The sequence below is a fragment of the Vibrio sp. 811 genome (genome assembly GCF_033339195.1).
On the sequence record NZ_JAWOUB010000007.1, the window covers coordinates 173,096 to 189,024 of the forward strand.

A 15,929-nucleotide genomic window follows, 5' to 3' on the forward strand; every position below is an offset into this window, starting at 1 on the left:
CGGGCGGCCGGAAGGTGAATGCTAGGCATGATCTAACCCTCGGTCTCTGGCGTCGCGACTGCGAAATTTCGCGAGGGTTTCCGAGAAGGTGATTGCGCTTCGCAGATCTCCAGGCGCGTGGGTGCGGACGTAGTCAGCGCCATTGCCGATCGCGTGAAGTTCCGCCGCAAGGCTCGCTGGACCCAGATCCTTTACAGGAAGGCCAACGGTGGCGCCCAAGAAGGATTTCCGCGACACCGAGACCAATAGCGGAAGCCCCAACGCCGACTTCAGCTTTTGAAGGTTCGACAGCACGTGCAGCGATGTTTCCGGTGCGGGGCTCAAGAAAAATCCCATCCCCGGATCGAGGATGAGCCGGTCGGCAGCGACCCCGCTCCGTCGCAAGGCGGAAACCCGCGCCTCGAAGAACCGCACAATCTCGTCGAGCGCGTCTTCGGGTCGAAGGTGACCGGTGCGGGTGGCGATGCCATCCCGCTGCGCTGAGTGCATAACCACCAGCCTGCAGTCCGCCTCAGCAATATCGGGATAGAGCGCAGGGTCAGGAAATCCTTGGATATCGTTCAGGTAGCTCACGCCGCGCTTGAGCGCATAGCGCTGGGTTTCCGGTTGGAAGCTGTCGATTGAAACACGGTGCATCTGATCGGACAGGGCGTCTAAGAGCGGCGCAATACGTCTGATCTCATCGGCCGGCGATACAGGCCTCGCGTCCGGATGGCTGGCGGCCGGTCCGACATCCACGACGTCTGATCCGACTCGCAGCATTTCGATCGCCGCGGTGACAGCGCCGGCGGGGTCTAGCCGCCGGCTCTCATCGAAGAAGGAGTCCTCGGTGAGATTCAGAATGCCGAACACCGTCACCATGGCGTCGGCCTCCGCAGCGACTTCCACGATGGGGATCGGGCGAGCAAAAAGGCAGCAATTATGAGCCCCATACCTACAAAGCCCCACGCATCAAGCTTTTGCCCATGAAGCAACCAGGCAATGGCTGTAATTATGACGACGCCGAGTCCCGACCAGACTGCATAAGCAACACCGACAGGGATGGATTTCAGAACCAGAGAAAGAAAATAAAATGCGATGCCATAACCGATTATGACAACGGCGGAAGGGGCAAGCTTAGTAAAGCCCTCGCTAGATTTTAATGCGGATGTTGCGATTACTTCGCCAACTATTGCGATAACAAGAAAAAGCCAGCCTTTCATGATATATCTCCCAATTTGTGTAGGGCTTATTATGCACGCTTAAAAATAATAAAAGCAGACTTGACCTGATAGTTTGGCTGTGAGCAATTATGTGCTTAGTGCATCTAACGCCTGAATTAAGCTGCGCCGCGAAGCGGCGTCGGCTTGAACGAATTGTTAGACATTATTTGCCGACTACCTTGGTGATCTCGCCTTTCACGTAGTGAACAAATTCTTCCAACTGATCTGCGCGGGAGGCCAAGCGATCTTCTTCTTGTCCAAGATAAGCCTGTCTAGCTTCAAGTATGACGGGCTGATACTGGGCCGGCAGGCGCTCCATTGCCCAGTCGGCAGCGACATCCTTCGGCGCGATTTTGCCGGTTACTGCGCTGTACCAAATGCGGGACAACGTAAGCACTACATTTCGCTCATCGCCAGCCCAGTCGGGCGGCGAGTTCCATAGCGTTAAGGTTTCATTTAGCGCCTCAAATAGATCCTGTTCAGGAACCGGATCAAAGAGTTCCTCCGCCGCTGGACCTACCAAGGCAACGCTATGTTCTCTTGCTTTTGTCAGCAAGATAGCCAGATCAATGTCGATCGTGGCTGGCTCGAAGATACCTGCAAGAATGTCATTGCGCTGCCATTCTCCAAATTGCAGTTCGCGCTTAGCTGGATAACGCCACGGAATGATGTCGTCGTGCACAACAATGGTGACTTCTACAGCGCGGAGAATCTCGCTCTCTCCAGGGGAAGCCGAAGTTTCCAAAAGGTCGTTGATCAAAGCTCGCCGCGTTGTTTCATCAAGCCTTACGGTCACCGTAACCAGCAAATCAATATCACTGTGTGGCTTCAGGCCGCCATCCACTGCGGAGCCGTACAAATGTACGGCCAGCAACGTCGGTTCGAGATGGCGCTCGATGACGCCAACTACCTCTGATAGTTGAGTCGATACTTCGGCGATCACCACTTCCCTCATGATGTTTAACTTTGTTTTAGCCACCAATGATGCCCTCACTTTCCATGATTTTGGTGGGAATGGATTTTCTTAGCGGCAACTTACTTTCGTTGTCTATATCCATGTTAAAGGCGAAAAAGTAAACCTCTGTCTCCTTCTCAACCCACCCAACCCACCATGCGACACCAGGATTTGACTCAGTTCCCACACCAGAAAAACCAGTTTTTGAATGCACTAGATATTCAGGTGCCGCCTCCGTTACCAAAGCCTCTTTTACTATTAGCTGGTTTTCTTTAGATGCTGACAATTTATTTAAATATAGAGACTCTAGAAACTCCACTTGATTAACTGCGGAAATTCTAAGCTGGCCTTCCAACCAGAATTTGTCAATGCCACCACTGATATTCTGGTTGCCATAGGAAAATTTTTTAAGGTATTTCTGCATTCTTACTTCGCCAACTTCTCTGGCGATTTGTTGAAATACGGGAACAGCTGAAACTTGTATTGCCCCTCTTAAGGTCAAGTCTCTTTCCCATTGCTTCATGGCTCTTGGCTTTCCGTCCCATTTGAAAACCTGATGCTCATTCTTTATGACACCAGTTTCTAGGCCGATAATTGCGTTGGGGATCTTAAATGTTGATGCTGGAAGATATTCCTTTGATGCACGAGCTAAGTCATTGGTAGCGCAGGATTTACTGCTACTTTTACAAAGCACGAAGACACCATTGACGGCTTCGGCAGAGAACTCTTTGTTCCAAGACGTATTTTCTGTAATTGAACCAGCTAATGCCGTACTCGAAAGACACGCGATAATTACATATGCGGCAAATGTTTTCATGGCACCTTCTTGGTGGCTAACGTTAATTCGACCTCAGAGGCGTTTAAGTCAAAATACCTCTGACGTCTAACATGATTAATCAAAGTCTGATTTTTTAACAAAATCAGAAAGATAGACGCGAAACTTTAAAACAAAGGCGTCAACACTTCAAGTAGCGATCTTTCGCTTCGGCGAGGCCTAACGCCTGAGCTCAGCCGACCGAAACCGCGTAGCGGTTTTGGGTCGGCTGCAGCGATTTGTTGGGCGATAGCTTGCCACATTCTCTCAACGATTGGGATTTGATGTACTTTCCGCACTTTGTAGCGCGACCACATCATGCTCCCCCTGGCCGCGAGAGCCCTTCACTCGGGAAACACAAGACAGACCGAGCACGACTGTTGCAAGGGTCAAACAGTACACGACAACCGGCCAAGCCGTGTTGCGCGGCAACAGCGAAATGATCAACGTTCCGATGCTTCCTAGCAGTACACCGCCCAAGCAGAAGTAGACTGCCGTGACCGTTCCAGCAACATGGTCGAATCCTCGAAGAGCGCCATTGGGCGACACAGATACCGCTGTGGCGACACCAATACCCACTAGCCACATTGGAGCAATAAAGCCTAACACGGACTGCGAAGCCCATATTTCGGTGATGGCAAGCAATACTGCTCCAGCTATCAGGCATCCCATTCCCATTCGCAAGACACTTGGGCTGCCCCACTTGGGTATCACACGCCCCATAAAACGAGCCGTAAACACCATGGCAATTGCCACTGTGGCGAACAGCAGGCTGAAGCCAAGCTGAGACACACCTTGCCTGCCCATCATTAGTCCGGGCGCAATGGAGAAAAAGACGAAGAAGCTACCCATTCCAGCGGCGTAACACAACGTGTACAACCAGAAGTTCAGGCACTTAACGGGGAGTAGCAGCTGCGACCATTGCAAGCCCGCAACTCGTTGCACCCGGGTTTCAGGCCAGAATCGCCACGCTGCTGCAGATGCAGCGATCATGCCCAAACCTAGAAACGCAAAGATAGCCCGCCACCCAAGCCACATGTCGACGAGCGCTCCGAGCAATGGGCCTACCGCCGGGACCATGGCCAGCATGGATCCGAGTATGCCGTAAATGACATTACTTTCCTCGCGACCTGCGTAAATGTCACGTACTGTTGCAAATGTGGAAACAAGGCACGCCGAGGCACCACAAGCCTGAAGAATCCGAAGCCCCAGAAAGACTTCAGCCGATGACGTAAGAGCGAGGCCCATTGACGCCACAACGTAGGCGAGGCCACCTCCCAGTAGAACGGGGCGGCGCCCCAGTCGGTCCGATAGCGGTCCAAACAAGAGCTGACCGGCACCAATCATGACCAAGTACGTTGTCAGCGTAAGCTGAATTGTGCTCGCTGTCGTACCAAGCGCGTTTGGCATAAACGGCACTGCTGGCAAGTACATGTCCATGCCGAGTGATGCCAATAAATCGAACGGTGATAACAACAACACCGTGGCGGCAAGGGAGTACCGCCAACTAAAGTTTTTTGAGCGCACGAAACCATCTCCTTGAACAAAGGATTTGGCGGCGCTCCCGTAGAGCAAAAGGATTCATGAGAACGCCGCAACAACCGAAAAATGAAGGTTGCTGCGGCTTACTTGTCTGCGTTCTTGGAAGTGCTCATCTGCTGACTATCTCATGATTGAATTTGAATCGTAACAACTTTCAAGCAACTCTGCGAGGAGCCTTATTGTGCGGGCGACAGGGTGGCGCGCCTATTGCGCATAAAATGGCGAAGCCATGCGCAACAGGCGCGGAATCTCTGGCGTCCGGTTTGATGGCTTTGTTATGCAAAGGACTAGTCTTCAATGACGTGTAAACCACGGCGCTTTAAGTCCTCTAACGAATCCAACATTCCCCTTATTAATTCAACAGGATGCCCCTCCCAGTCTTCAACAACGCCAACAATTCTCAAGGGTTCGCAGGTTCTATAGGACTGTGTTGGATTACCGGGAAATTTTTTGTTCGTAAGATTCGGATCGTCTTCGAACGGTCCTGTTGGCTCAACTATGTATATGTAGCCGCGACCCTCGAGGCCAGACAGTGACATAGCAAGTTCAGCTCCCCAAACTGCTGGCTCCATCAAGGCTGAAAAGTAGATGTGCTTAAGAATACGACCGTCCTCGAAATGAGAGATGAACCCTGTGGTTAGCAAGTCACCAATCGCCAAATTGGCTTTGGTTCCATGATAGAACGGTCCTTGCACCTGCTTGTAATTATCATGAGAGATGGGAATCCAATCTTTTACCATTTTAAGACCCTTAATTGTTGGGATTTGGCTGCATAACACCTGAGTTAAGCCGCGCCGCGAAGCGGCGTCGGCTTGGACGAATTGTTAGGCCGCATATCGCGACCTGAAAGCGGCACGCAAGACCTCAACCTTTTCCGCCCCGAGTGAGGTGCATGCGAGCCTGTAGGACTCTATGTGCTTTGTAGGCCAGTCCACTGGTGGTACTTCATCGGCATAGTAAAAGTAATCCCAGATGATCGCCTCCCAGCTGTTACAACGGACTGGCCGCCCGGCGATGACGCCCTCAGCCGCCTCTGGGCACGAGCCCTGCGGAGCCTCCGCGATTTCATACGCTTCGTCTGCCCACCAAGCAGGTTCGCAGTCAAGTAACTCATCCCCGATCTCCGCTAAGAATCCATAGTCCAACTCCTCCATGACGCGCCCGCCGAGCATTTCAACTATTGCCTCGAGCTCGCCGCGCCTCTCGCCGGGAAACGTCAGATCAATATCATCGTGCTTGCGTGTTACACGCCCTAGCCGTGCATCGATCGCCCAGCCCCCACCGATCCAGAGCGGCAGATTTCGCTCATCTGCCGCAGCTAGAATTTTGTGTATCAATGTGACCTGCGTTGTGTCCATGCGGCCTAACGGTTTGGGCTATGGGCAGTGGCGGTTTGCGTGAGCCTTTCCTGTCAAACCGAGAAAACGCTCGGGCGGGCTACCGACTTTGCAAATTGCACTTCAACCCGCCATTGCCTATGAGCCAGTGTTAGCGGTAGTTTTTTATTTATTCAAATAGTAATTCCACGTTATTTTTGCAATGTCTGAAATAATCTTTTCATTAATTTCCGAAGTTTCTTTGGACTCTGCAACAAATACGCTTATAAAAATTAATTGTCCATTCGGTAAAGTAATTACCCCAACATCATTAGTGGCTGCTGCAATTCCATTATTTATTCCGGAAGTCCCTGTTTTATGAGCAACAATTGTATTCTTTGGTAATTGTCCTTTTAATCGGTTACTTCCTGTTGTTGTTTCTCTCATAATTTTCCAAATAAAATCATAACTTTTTTTAGAAAGTAATTGGTTCTTATTATTATAAGTATCTATTAACAGTTTGTTCATCGCTGTTGGGGTTGCCCAATTTTGATATTGGGTATTCCAATCCTTGTGCATTTGTTCTTCGTTTGCTTTGATTGAAATATCAGTGAAATGATTAGCATTCAAGAATTTTTGAACAGAATCAGTTCCTCCGATTAATTTTAGCAAAATATCACAACCAATATTGTCGCTCTCTGATACTGTATAATTTAGTATTTGTTCAATCGTCAAAGTTGTTCCATTAGGGAATTCCTCTTTAATCGGACTCCACGTTTTAGGCAAAAGGTCTTGAGGGGTAATCTCTATTTTTTGTTCAAAAGAAAGATTCCCTTTATCTATCTCAGACAAAACGGCTAAAGCAATCGGAAATTTCATAACGCTTTGCATCGGGAAATGGAAGTCGTTATTAATCTTCAAAGTATCCTTCTCATTGCTGTTGAATATTGCTACTCCTATTCTGGCATTTTTTGCCTTTAAAACATTCTCAATTTTCAAAGTTAAGTTGTCAGTTTGAGCATTTGAATACACAATTGTAAAAAATAAACTTAACAATACTAATAATATCCTTTTTACGATTTTCATATGTCTGTACTCCTATCTGGTTAAATTACCGCTAACACCTGAATTAAGCCGCGCCGCGAAGCGGCGTCGGCTTGAATGAGTTGTTAGGCAACACCGCGCTTTCTCTCGAAGGCTTGTCGTGTTTGAACCATGTAAACCGCCGGCCCGTCAGGCGTGGTGATGATCTTCTCCCGCACGAATCCTGCCTTCTCATAGCAGCGTATGGCTCGATGGTTGTTCGGAGTCGGGTCGGTCTGAATCTTCGTCACGGTGGGGTCCGAGAACAGTAGTTCAACGAGAGCGCGGACAAGCCTTGTTCCTAGGCCTTTGTTCAACTGTGTCGGGTCAGCCAGAGACTGGTCTATTCCTCGCACTCCTGGATCAGTTTCATCTTCCCACCAGCCATCACCGCTTCCGAGCGCGACGTACGACTGAGCATAGCCGATCGGTTCCTCGCCCAGCATTGCGATGTACGGTGTTACGGACTCTTCCGCCATCGCTCTGGGCAGGTAGTGTTCCAGCACTTCATCAAGAGTCGGTCGCTCTTCGTCACCACCCCACCACTCAACGATGTGCGGCCGGTTGAGCCAATCATGGAGCATCGGCAGGTCGCGCTCGGTCATGAGGCGAAGAGTTATGGGGGGGGTGCTCGCGGCCTTGCGGCCCATGGCTCGCTGCTGTTCGGCAAAGCGGGCCTGTCGTATAGCGTTAGGGGTGGCCAGCAGGTTGCCGGTACGCTTGTCGTGTTGGTCTTTCATCTCAAACCCTCCATTAGAGCTAACAGTATACCACCAGTTAGCGCTAACGCAAGCATTACATACTTAAATCTGGCCCCCGACTGCGCTGCTTCTGGGTCTGCTTCGCCAGCTCGGCGCGGGCCTCCTGCACCTGCGGCAGCTCCATCACTTTCTGTACCGTGCGCTTGATGTAATCGGCCTCATGGCCTGCCTTGCGCTCCATGATCGCGGGGCTGGCCTCGGCCATGGCCTTGGCGATCTCGTCCGGCTCCCGGCCCTTGCTGGCCAGCTTCATAGCCGCAATGAAGTCGCACTTGCTGAGGTCGTCACCGAAGCGTTTGACCAACCCGGCCATTTCGCTGCGGTAGTCGTCCACGGCGCTGCGGCGATACCGGCGCACACTCCGCGGGGCGGTGATCTCGGCCAGTCGTGCCGTCCGTTCCTGTTGGCGCTTAATGCTGTCCAGCACCTGCCCGGCCTGCTGCATCAGCTCCGGCCCTGCGGTGGCGGTCTTGCCCTTGGATTCACGCAGCAGCACCCACGGCTGATAACCGGTGCGGGTGGTGTGCTTGTCCTTGCGGTTGGTGAAGCCCGCCAAGCGACCATAGTGGCGGCTGTCGGCGCTGGCCGGGTCGGCGTCGTACTCGCGGGCCAGCTTCCGGGCGATTACGCCCCTGTGACCTGCTGGGGCGTCCTGAGCCACTTTTACCCATGCCTGATAGTTCTTGGGGCTGGTCTCCACGATCAGCGCCGGCTCCCGGCCCTCGGCTTTCATGTCATCCAAGTCGAACTCACTGAGATCGTCCACCAGCACCAAACCATGCCGCTCCTGCTCGGCGGGCCTGATATACACGTCATTGCCCTGGGCATTCATCCGCTTGAGCCATGGCGTGTTCTGGAGCACTTCGGCGGCTGACCATTCCCGGTTCATCATCTTGCCGCTGGCGGCATCCCGTATGCCGATGTCGTACCGGTCGCAGCCCATGGCCTTGAGCTGCCGGGCGATGGCTTGCGCGGTGCGGTCACCCTTTACTTGAGCTTGAAAACCAGCCATATACCCCCCTGTTGTTCGATGATTTGCGGCTCCAGCCAAAGCCATGATGCGATCAGCAGCGCCAGAATAGGCGTCACGGAAGCGATCAAGACCCCGGCCCACAACTTCCATGTCCAGCCACGGGCGGCGCTCCGGGCGCTCTGCGCGGCGCTGCTCACCTCGGCGGCTACCTCCCGCAACTCCTTGGCCAGCTCCACCCATGCCGCCCCTGTCTGGCGTTGGGCTTTCAGCCACTCCGCTGCCTGCGCCTCGCTGGCCTGCTGAGTCTGGCTCATGACCTGCCGGGCCTCGTCGGCCAGTGTCGCCATGCTCTGGGCCAGCGGTTCGATCTGCTCCGCTAACTCGTTGATGCCTCTGGACTTCTTCACTCTGTCTATCGCGCTCATGCTCGATAACCTCCCGGTATTCTTGTAAGTCGATGATCTGGCCGTTGGCCGTGTCGATGGCTAGGGCGGTGTCGGCCCGCTCGGTGCGGATGCCCCGGCCCTCCATCTCCACCACGTTGGGGCCAAGATGGATGCCCGGCAGGCGCTCGATGCCCTGCGCCTCAAGTGTTCTATGGTCAATGCGGGCGTCGTGACCAGCCCGCTCTAATGCCCGGTTGGCATGGTCGGCCCATGCCTCGCGGGTCTGCTCAAGCCATGCCTTGGGCTTCAGGCTCTCGGACTTCTGCGCCCCGCCCCGCTCTGGCTGTTTGGCGTTGTACCGCTTGAACCACTGGTCAGCCGGGCGCTCGATACCGTCGTTCTTCCGCTCAGAGATCATCAAGTGGCAATGGGGGTTCTCACCTTTACCGGCATGAATGGCCAGCGTATACGGCAGGCGCTCGCCCTCGGTCAGATGCCGGGCGAATTCGTCCACCAGCTCCCGCTGCTGATCTAGGGTCAGTTCGACCGGCAGGGCAAACTCAACCTCTTTGAACAGCCGCCCATTGGCGCGTTCATACAGGTCGGCAGCATCCCAGTAGTCGGCGGGGCGCTCGGCCCACTCGGGCAGGTGGCCGGACTGAGTGTGCAGCACCTCGTCACGGTCGCGGGAGTAACGGCCCTCCCGCTGGATGTAATCGGCTTTCGCCTTGGCCGACTGGCCGCCGTTCCGGCTGCCGGTCTTGGCCGTAAGGTGATAGATGGCCATAGGGGTTTAGCTCCATGCAATGGCCCTCGGAGAGCGCACAGCCCCAAAGGGGTGCCCGCAGGGCAGTTTCTCGAAGAGAAACCGGTAAGTGCGCCCTCCCGTTAGAATGACGGTCGGGGTTTGCGGTGTCTGTGCTCCGATGATAGCATGATGGCAAGCACATAACCAAGGGGAATGTCAACATGGCAAAAGCAGCGGAACGGCTCGCCAAGCTGGAAGAGCAACGGGCACGGATCAACGCCAAGATCCAGCGGGTCAGGGCACGGGAGCAGCAGCAAAAGCGCAAGGAGGACACCCGGCGCAAGGTGCTGGTAGGCGCGTGGATACTCGGCAAAGTCGAAAGCGGCGAGTGGCCAGAACAGCGCTTGCTCGATGGGCTGGACAGCTACCTAGAGCGCGACCATGACCGGGCGCTGTTCGGACTGCCACCCAAGCAGGAATAGCAGCCACAGGAGCATGGCCAGCCGGAGCCGCAAGAGGGGCAAGGGTGAGCTTCTACCGGCTGACACCTGCCGAGATCGAAGCCCTGCAGCAAGAGATGCGAGAGGCGGGCGCGACCATCAAGGCGGAGATAGCCAAGCGCAAGGTGGCCAGCATGGCCCCTGCGGGGCTTCACACGCGCCCCCGCCCTGCGGGCAGGGGTAAAGGCCGCTAAAGCGGCTAAAGGCGTCTGCGGCTTCCTGTGGCGTCTGTGCATGGGGTTTGGGTTTGCGGGCCTTGGCCCGCCTTTTCCCTACCGCGGAGCGGTGGGGGCGGTGTGTAGCCTAGCGCAGCGGATAGATCAGTTATCCGGCCTCTGGCCGGGCATTTTGGGCAAGGGCAAACAGCGCCCCACTAGGGCGCTGTTAACCGCGCCTAGTGGATTATTCTTAGATAATCATGGATGGATTTTTTCAGCACCCCGCCAGCCCCCGCCCCTGCTGGGTTTGCAGGTTTGGGGGCGTGACAGTTAACGGGGGGGTTCGTGACAGTTAACGGGGGGGGGCGTGACAGTTAACGGGGGGGGCGTGACAGTTATTGCAGGGGTCAGCCTGCCGCCTTGGGCCGTGCGATGTCGTACTTACCCGCCGCATACTCGTTCACCGTCCAGCCCAGCGCGATCAGCTCCGGCAGCGCCTCGCGCACCCGCTGGCGTCTCTTGCGCATGGCGGCCCCACTGGCCTCTGACGGCCAGACGTAGCCGCACAGGGTATCTATGGCCGCCTTGCCGGTCTTGCCGGGGTCGATCCAGCCACACAGCCGCTGGTGCAGCAGGCGGGCGGTTTCGCTGTCCAGCGCCCGCACCTCGTCCATGCTGATGCGCACATGCTGGCCGCCACCCATGACGGCCTGCGCGATCAAGGGGTTCAGGGCCACATACAGGCGCCCGTCTGCCTCGTCGCTGGCGTACTCGGCAAGCAGCCGGAAGCCCTGCCGCTTGCGGCCATTCTGGGCGATGATGGACACCTTCCAAAGCCGTTCAATGCAGTCCCTGATGGGCTTTGAGTCCTCGATATTGGCATAGCCTATTTCACGAGCCAGCGCCCGATAGCTACCCTTGACCACCATGGCGTCAGCGGTAACGGCTTCCCATTTGGGTTCCAGGAACAGCCGGAGCTGCTGCCCGCCGGGGGTCTCCGGTTCTGGCTCTAGCACCAGACCACTAGGCCCGGCCATGGCCACCAGCCCCTGCAGGATGCGCAAATCATCAGCGCCCAGCGGCTCCGGGCCGCTGAACTCGATCCGCTTGCCGTCGCCGTAGTCATACGTCACGTCCAGCTTGCCGCGCTTGCGCTCGCCCCGCTTGAGGGCACGGAACAGGCCGGGGGCCAGACAGTGCGCCGGGTCGTGCCGGACGTGGCTGAGGCTGTGTTTGTTCTTAGGCTTTGCCACGAGGCACCCCCTTGCTCTTGTGCTGCTTTTCCAGCACGGCGGGCTTGAGTACCCCGCCGTCATGCCGCCTGAACCAGCGGTCTTTGAACGGTGCCCCATAGTTGGCCTTGCTGACTCCAAAGCGGACGAAATAGGGCCGCTGCGTGTCGTCTACGCCCCATTCCTCGGCCTCACCGGTGGTCATGCCGGACAGGTACGATTGCCAGCGGATGTTATCCACCAGCACGGACGATCCCCGGCTGGCCTGCTGCTGGTCGCCTGCGCCCATCATGGCCGCGCCCTTGCTGGCATGGTGCAGGAACACGATAGAGCACCCGGTATCGGCGGCGATGGCCTCCATGCGGCCAATCACTTGCGCCATGGGGCCGCTGGCGTTCTCTTCCTCGATGTGGAACCGGCGCAAGGTATCCAGCACCATCAAGCGGCGTCCCTCAGCGGCTCGCTTGAGGCCGTCGAACCACTCCGGGGCCATGATGTTGGGTAGGCTGCCGATCAGCGGCTGGATTAGCAGACCGTCAGCCACGGCTTGCCGTTGCTCGTCGGTCAGGCGTTCCCCCAATGCGTGCAGGCGGTGATGTATGGCGGTGGGCGGGTCTTCGGCGGGCAGGTAGATCACCGGGCCGGTGCGCAACTCGCCCACGTCCAGCAGGTCGGGGCCGCCTGCGATCTGTGCGGCCAGTTGCAGGGCCAGCATGGACTTGCCGGCCCCACCGGGGGACACCAGCGCCCCCACGGTGCCGGCCACCATGTTGGGCAGTACGTAGTCAATCGGTGGCGGTAGCTCTGTGAAGCTCGCCAGAATGTCGATAGGCTTATGGGTAGCCATTGATTTGCCTCCTGTGTAGGCGGTTGGTGGTTAGGCGCTGGCGGGGTCACTACCCCCGCCCTGCGCCGCCCTGAGTTCTTCCAGATACAGCCGCAGCGCCTCGGCCTCTGCGTCTGTGGCCCATATCTTCCGGGCCTTGCGGCCCATGGCTCGCTGCTGCTCGGCAAAGCGGGCCTGTCGTATAGCGTTGGGGGTGGCCAGCAGGTTGCCGGTACGCTTGTCGTGTTGGTCTTTCATATTTCCTCCGCATTAGAGCTAACACCATAACAGGCATTAGCTCTAATGCAAGTGTTTTATCCTAATGTCGGCCCTCGGTACTGCTGTTTCTCGGCCTGCTTCGCCAGCTCGGCGCGGGCCTCCTGCACCTGCGGCAGCTCCATCACCTTCTGCACCGTACGCTTGATGTAATCGGCCTCATGGCCCGTCTTGCGCTCCATGATGGCGGGGCTGGCCTCGGCCATGGCCTTGCCGATCTCGTCCGGCTCCCGGCCCTTGCTGGCCAGCTTCATGGCCGCGATAAAGTCGCACTTGCTGAGGTCGTCACCGTACCGCTTGACCAGCCCGGCCATTTCGCTGCGGTAACACCTGAGTTAAGCCGCGCCGCGAAGCGGCGTCGGCTTGGACGAATTGTTAGGCCGCATATCGCGACCTGAAAGCGGCACGCAAGACCTCAACCTTTTCCGCCCCGAGTGAGGTGCATGCGAGCCTGTAGGACTCTATGTGCTTTGTAGGCCAGTCCACTGGTGGTACTTCATCGGCATAGTAAAAGTAATCCCAGATGATCGCCTCCCAGCTGTTACAACGGACTGGCCGCCCGGCGATGACGCCCTCAGCCGCCTCTGGGCACGAGCCCTGCGGAGCCTCCGCGATTTCATACGCTTCGTCTGCCCACCAAGCAGGTTCGCAGTCAAGTAACTCATCCCCGATCTCCGCTAAGAATCCATAGTCCAACTCCTCCATGACGCGCCCGCCGAGCATTTCAACTATTGCCTCGAGCTCGCCGCGCCTCTCGCCGGGAAACGTCAGATCAATATCATCGTGCTTGCGTGTTACACGCCCTAGCCGTGCATCGATCGCCCAGCCCCCACCGATCCAGAGCGGCAGATTTCGCTCATCTGCCGCAGCTAGAATTTTGTGTATCAATGTGACCTGCGTTGTGTCCATGCGGCCTAACGGTTTGGGCTATGGGCAGTGGCGGTTTGCGTGAGCCTTTCCTGTCAAACCGAGAAAACGCTCGGGCGGGCTACCGACTTTGCAAATTGCACTTCAACCCGCCATTGCCTATGAGCCAGTGTTAGCGGTAGTTTTTTATTTATTCAAATAGTAATTCCACGTTATTTTTGCAATGTCTGAAATAATCTTTTCATTAATTTCCGAAGTTTCTTTGGACTCTGCAACAAATACGCTTATAAAAATTAATTGTCCATTCGGTAAAGTAATTACCCCAACATCATTAGTGGCTGCTGCAATTCCATTATTTATTCCGGAAGTCCCTGTTTTATGAGCAACAATTGTATTCTTTGGTAATTGTCCTTTTAATCGGTTACTTCCTGTTGTTGTTTCTCTCATAATTTTCCAAATAAAATCATAACTTTTTTTAGAAAGTAATTGGTTCTTATTATTATAAGTATCTATTAACAGTTTGTTCATCGCTGTTGGGGTTGCCCAATTTTGATATTGGGTATTCCAATCCTTGTGCATTTGTTCTTCGTTTGCTTTGATTGAAATATCAGTGAAATGATTAGCATTCAAGAATTTTTGAACAGAATCAGTTCCTCCGATTAATTTTAGCAAAATATCACAACCAATATTGTCGCTCTCTGATACTGTATAATTTAGTATTTGTTCAATCGTCAAAGTTGTTCCATTAGGGAATTCCTCTTTAATCGGACTCCACGTTTTAGGCAAAAGGTCTTGAGGGGTAATCTCTATTTTTTGTTCAAAAGAAAGATTCCCTTTATCTATCTCAGACAAAACGGCTAAAGCAATCGGAAATTTCATAACGCTTTGCATCGGGAAATGGAAGTCGTTATTAATCTTCAAAGTATCCTTCTCATTGCTGTTGAATATTGCTACTCCTATTCTGGCATTTTTTGCCTTTAAAACATTCTCAATTTTCAAAGTTAAGTTGTCAGTTTGAGCATTTGAATACACAATTGTAAAAAATAAACTTAACAATACTAATAATATCCTTTTTACGATTTTCATATGTCTGTACTCCTATCTGGTTAAATTACCGCTAACTTTGTTTTAGGGCGACTGCCCTGCTGCGTAACATCGTTGCTGCTCCATAACATCAAACATCGACCCACGGCGTAACGCGCTTGCTGCTTGGATGCCCGAGGCATAGACTGTACAAAAAAACAGTCATAACAAGCCATGAAAACCGCCACTGCGCCGTTACCACCGCTGCGTTCGGTCAAGGTTCTGGACCAGTTGCGTGAGCGCATACGCTACTTGCATTACAGTTTACGAACCGAACAGGCTTATGTCCACTGGGTTCGTGCCTTCATCCGTTTCCACGGTGTGCGTCACCCGGCAACCTTGGGCAGCAGCGAAGTCGAGGCATTTCTGTCCTGGCTGGCGAACGAGCGCAAGGTTTCGGTCTCCACGCATCGTCAGGCATTGGCGGCCTTGCTGTTCTTCTACGGCAAGGTGCTGTGCACGGATCTGCCCTGGCTTCAGGAGATCGGAAGACCTCGGCCGTCGCGGCGCTTGCCGGTGGTGCTGACCCCGGATGAAGTGGTTCGCATCCTCGGTTTTCTGGAAGGCGAGCATCGTTTGTTCGCCCAGCTTCTGTATGGAACGGGCATGCGGATCAGTGAGGGTTTGCAACTGCGGGTCAAGGATCTGGATTTCGATCACGGCACGATCATCGTGCGGGAGGGCAAGGGCTCCAAGGATCGGGCCTTGATGTTACCCGAGAGCTTGGCACCCAGCCTGCGCGAGCAGCTGTCGCGTGCACGGGCATGGTGGCTGAAGGACCAGGCCGAGGGCCGCAGCGGCGTTGCGCTTCCCGACGCCCTTGAGCGGAAGTATCCGCGCGCCGGGCATTCCTGGCCGTGGTTCTGGGTTTTTGCGCAGCACACGCATTCGACCGATCCACGGAGCGGTGTCGTGCGTCGCCATCACATGTATGACCAGACCTTTCAGCGCGCCTTCAAACGTGCCGTAGAACAAGCAGGCATCACGAAGCCCGCCACACCGCACACCCTCCGCCACTCGTTCGCGACGGCCTTGCTCCGCAGCGGTTACGACATTCGAACCGTGCAGGATCTGCTCGGCCATTCCGACGTCTCTACGACGATGATTTACACGCATGTGCTGAAAGTTGGCGGTGCCGGAGTGCGCTCACCGCTTGATGCGCTGCCGCCCCTCACTAGTGAGAGGTAGGGCAGCGCAAGTCAATCCT

18 protein-coding genes and 2 pseudogenes are annotated in these 15,929 nt (G+C 54.9%); 2 read left to right on the forward strand and 18 right to left on the reverse strand.

All coding sequences use genetic code 11. The features are described from left to right. Positions 1 to 21: 21 nt before the first annotated feature. The 12 genes and pseudogenes from sul1 to R7Q46_RS13580 all read right to left on the reverse strand — a co-directional run. Positions 22 to 861 carry a sulfonamide-resistant dihydropteroate synthase Sul1 gene (sul1, locus tag R7Q46_RS13525; RefSeq protein ID WP_276441666.1) on the reverse strand — a complete coding sequence of 280 codons (840 nt, stop codon included), beginning with the start codon at positions 859 to 861 and terminating at the stop codon, positions 22 to 24. Continuing rightward, a complete protein-coding gene (locus R7Q46_RS13530) occupies positions 855 to 1,202 on the reverse strand; it encodes a quaternary ammonium compound efflux SMR transporter QacE delta 1 (protein ID WP_000679427.1) in 348 nt (115 codons plus the stop codon). The genes sul1 and R7Q46_RS13530 overlap by 7 nt, the downstream gene beginning before the upstream one ends. A 116-nt stretch (positions 1,203 to 1,318) precedes the next feature. Then, positions 1,319 to 2,157, reverse strand: a pseudogene (gene aadA1 / locus R7Q46_RS13535) (ANT(3'')-Ia family aminoglycoside nucleotidyltransferase AadA1). Between the two features lie 16 nt (positions 2,158 to 2,173). Continuing rightward, on the reverse strand, positions 2,174 to 2,974 hold the full coding sequence (locus R7Q46_RS13540; RefSeq protein ID WP_000846390.1) for an oxacillin-hydrolyzing class D beta-lactamase OXA-10: 801 nt from the start codon (positions 2,972 to 2,974) through the stop codon (positions 2,174 to 2,176). 264 nt (positions 2,975 to 3,238) lie between these two features. Next, the gene (locus R7Q46_RS13545) at positions 3,239 to 4,498 is read right to left on the reverse strand and encodes a chloramphenicol efflux MFS transporter CmlA5 (RefSeq protein WP_012300772.1); all 1,260 of its coding nucleotides are present in this window, start codon (positions 4,496 to 4,498) and stop codon (positions 3,239 to 3,241) included. A gap of 302 nt (positions 4,499 to 4,800) precedes the next feature. After that, positions 4,801 to 5,253: an NAD(+)--rifampin ADP-ribosyltransferase Arr-2 gene (locus R7Q46_RS13550; RefSeq protein WP_000237816.1), complete on the reverse strand. Its 453-nt coding sequence runs from the start codon at positions 5,251 to 5,253 to the stop codon at positions 4,801 to 4,803. Positions 5,254 to 5,337: 84 nt separating this feature from the next. Continuing rightward, entirely contained in the window at positions 5,338 to 5,871 is a 534-nt protein-coding gene (gene aadB, locus R7Q46_RS13555; RefSeq protein ID WP_000381802.1) for an aminoglycoside nucleotidyltransferase ANT(2'')-Ia, read from the reverse strand. A 144-nt stretch (positions 5,872 to 6,015) separates the two neighbouring features. Further along, on the reverse strand, positions 6,016 to 6,915 hold the full coding sequence (locus R7Q46_RS13560) for an inhibitor-resistant extended-spectrum class A beta-lactamase VEB-1 (RefSeq protein WP_000706731.1): 900 nt from the start codon (positions 6,913 to 6,915) through the stop codon (positions 6,016 to 6,018). 83 nt (positions 6,916 to 6,998) lie between these two features. Continuing rightward, positions 6,999 to 7,562 carry an AacA4 family aminoglycoside N(6')-acetyltransferase gene (locus R7Q46_RS13565; RefSeq protein WP_112928758.1) on the reverse strand — a complete coding sequence of 188 codons (564 nt, stop codon included), beginning with the start codon at positions 7,560 to 7,562 and terminating at the stop codon, positions 6,999 to 7,001. A gap of 145 nt (positions 7,563 to 7,707) precedes the next feature. Beyond that, positions 7,708 to 8,730 (reverse strand): DNA-primase RepB domain-containing protein, encoded by a 1,023-nt coding sequence (locus tag R7Q46_RS13570; protein ID WP_318057402.1) that lies wholly within the window; start codon positions 8,728 to 8,730, stop codon positions 7,708 to 7,710. After that, positions 8,661 to 9,071 (reverse strand): IncQ-type mobilization protein MobB, encoded by a 411-nt coding sequence (locus R7Q46_RS13575; protein WP_011117300.1) that lies wholly within the window; start codon positions 9,069 to 9,071, stop codon positions 8,661 to 8,663. Before R7Q46_RS13575 ends, R7Q46_RS13570 begins: the two co-directional genes overlap by 70 nt. A 106-nt stretch (positions 9,072 to 9,177) precedes the next feature. Beyond that, positions 9,178 to 9,819 (reverse strand): annotated as a pseudogene (locus R7Q46_RS13580) (MobA/MobL family protein); the annotation flags it as partial. A 182-nt stretch (positions 9,820 to 10,001) separates the two neighbouring features. Here R7Q46_RS13580 and R7Q46_RS13585 point away from each other — a divergent pair. Then, entirely contained in the window at positions 10,002 to 10,262 is a 261-nt protein-coding gene (locus tag R7Q46_RS13585; RefSeq protein ID WP_169573164.1) for a mobilization protein, read from the forward strand. A 583-nt stretch (positions 10,263 to 10,845) separates the two neighbouring features. Here R7Q46_RS13585 and repC read toward each other — a convergent pair. The 6 genes from repC to R7Q46_RS13615 all read right to left on the reverse strand — a co-directional run bounded on the left by repC (position 10,846) and on the right by R7Q46_RS13615 (position 14,725). Beyond that, entirely contained in the window at positions 10,846 to 11,691 is an 846-nt protein-coding gene (gene repC / locus R7Q46_RS13590) for a replication protein C, IncQ-type (RefSeq protein ID WP_112928757.1), read from the reverse strand. After that, on the reverse strand, positions 11,678 to 12,517 hold the full coding sequence (locus R7Q46_RS13595; protein WP_169573183.1) for a helicase RepA family protein: 840 nt from the start codon (positions 12,515 to 12,517) through the stop codon (positions 11,678 to 11,680). The genes repC and R7Q46_RS13595 overlap by 14 nt, the downstream gene beginning before the upstream one ends. A gap of 30 nt (positions 12,518 to 12,547) precedes the next feature. Beyond that, positions 12,548 to 12,754: a plasmid repression protein F gene (urfF, locus tag R7Q46_RS13600; protein ID WP_112928753.1), complete on the reverse strand. Its 207-nt coding sequence runs from the start codon at positions 12,752 to 12,754 to the stop codon at positions 12,548 to 12,550. A 56-nt stretch (positions 12,755 to 12,810) separates the two neighbouring features. Further along, complete coding sequence (locus tag R7Q46_RS13605) at positions 12,811 to 13,086, reverse strand: hypothetical protein (protein WP_223847821.1); 276 nt, start codon at positions 13,084 to 13,086, stop codon at positions 12,811 to 12,813. Positions 13,087 to 13,147: 61 nt separating this feature from the next. Further along, entirely contained in the window at positions 13,148 to 13,681 is a 534-nt protein-coding gene (gene aadB, locus R7Q46_RS13610; protein WP_000381802.1) for an aminoglycoside nucleotidyltransferase ANT(2'')-Ia, read from the reverse strand. A 144-nt stretch (positions 13,682 to 13,825) separates the two neighbouring features. Then, positions 13,826 to 14,725: an inhibitor-resistant extended-spectrum class A beta-lactamase VEB-1 gene (locus R7Q46_RS13615; RefSeq protein ID WP_000706731.1), complete on the reverse strand. Its 900-nt coding sequence runs from the start codon at positions 14,723 to 14,725 to the stop codon at positions 13,826 to 13,828. A 171-nt stretch (positions 14,726 to 14,896) separates the two neighbouring features. On the opposite strand from R7Q46_RS13615, the gene intI1 reads away from it, so the two are divergent. Further along, the gene (gene intI1 / locus R7Q46_RS13620) at positions 14,897 to 15,910 is read left to right on the forward strand and encodes a class 1 integron integrase IntI1 (protein WP_000845048.1); all 1,014 of its coding nucleotides are present in this window, start codon (positions 14,897 to 14,899) and stop codon (positions 15,908 to 15,910) included. Positions 15,911 to 15,929 lie beyond the last annotated feature (19 nt).

Coding starts and splice junctions, on each gene's coding strand:
- aadB (WP_000381802.1), bottom strand. CDS start 5,871: ATGGACACAACGCAGGTCACATTGATACACAAAATTCTAGCTGCGGCA.
- R7Q46_RS13585 (WP_169573164.1), top strand. CDS start 10,002: ATGGCAAAAGCAGCGGAACGGCTCGCCAAGCTGGAAGAGCAACGGGCA.
- R7Q46_RS13550 (WP_000237816.1), bottom strand. CDS start 5,253: ATGGTAAAAGATTGGATTCCCATCTCTCATGATAATTACAAGCAGGTG.
- intI1 (WP_000845048.1), top strand. CDS start 14,897: ATGAAAACCGCCACTGCGCCGTTACCACCGCTGCGTTCGGTCAAGGTT.
- aadB (WP_000381802.1), bottom strand. CDS start 13,681: ATGGACACAACGCAGGTCACATTGATACACAAAATTCTAGCTGCGGCA.
- R7Q46_RS13605 (WP_223847821.1), bottom strand. CDS start 13,086: ATGGCCGGGCTGGTCAAGCGGTACGGTGACGACCTCAGCAAGTGCGAC.
- R7Q46_RS13560 (WP_000706731.1), bottom strand. CDS start 6,915: ATGAAAATCGTAAAAAGGATATTATTAGTATTGTTAAGTTTATTTTTT.
- R7Q46_RS13595 (WP_169573183.1), bottom strand. CDS start 12,517: ATGGCTACCCATAAGCCTATCGACATTCTGGCGAGCTTCACAGAGCTA.
- R7Q46_RS13575 (WP_011117300.1), bottom strand. CDS start 9,071: ATGAGCGCGATAGACAGAGTGAAGAAGTCCAGAGGCATCAACGAGTTA.
- R7Q46_RS13615 (WP_000706731.1), bottom strand. CDS start 14,725: ATGAAAATCGTAAAAAGGATATTATTAGTATTGTTAAGTTTATTTTTT.
- R7Q46_RS13530 (WP_000679427.1), bottom strand. CDS start 1,202: ATGAAAGGCTGGCTTTTTCTTGTTATCGCAATAGTTGGCGAAGTAATC.
- R7Q46_RS13540 (WP_000846390.1), bottom strand. CDS start 2,974: ATGAAAACATTTGCCGCATATGTAATTATCGCGTGTCTTTCGAGTACG.
- R7Q46_RS13565 (WP_112928758.1), bottom strand. CDS start 7,562: ATGGGCCGCAAGGCCGCGAGCACCCCCCCCATAACTCTTCGCCTCATG.
- sul1 (WP_276441666.1), bottom strand. CDS start 861: ATGGTGACGGTGTTCGGCATTCTGAATCTCACCGAGGACTCCTTCTTC.
- R7Q46_RS13570 (WP_318057402.1), bottom strand. CDS start 8,730: ATGGCTTTGGCTGGAGCCGCAAATCATCGAACAACAGGGGGGTATATG.
- urfF (WP_112928753.1), bottom strand. CDS start 12,754: ATGAAAGACCAACACGACAAGCGTACCGGCAACCTGCTGGCCACCCCC.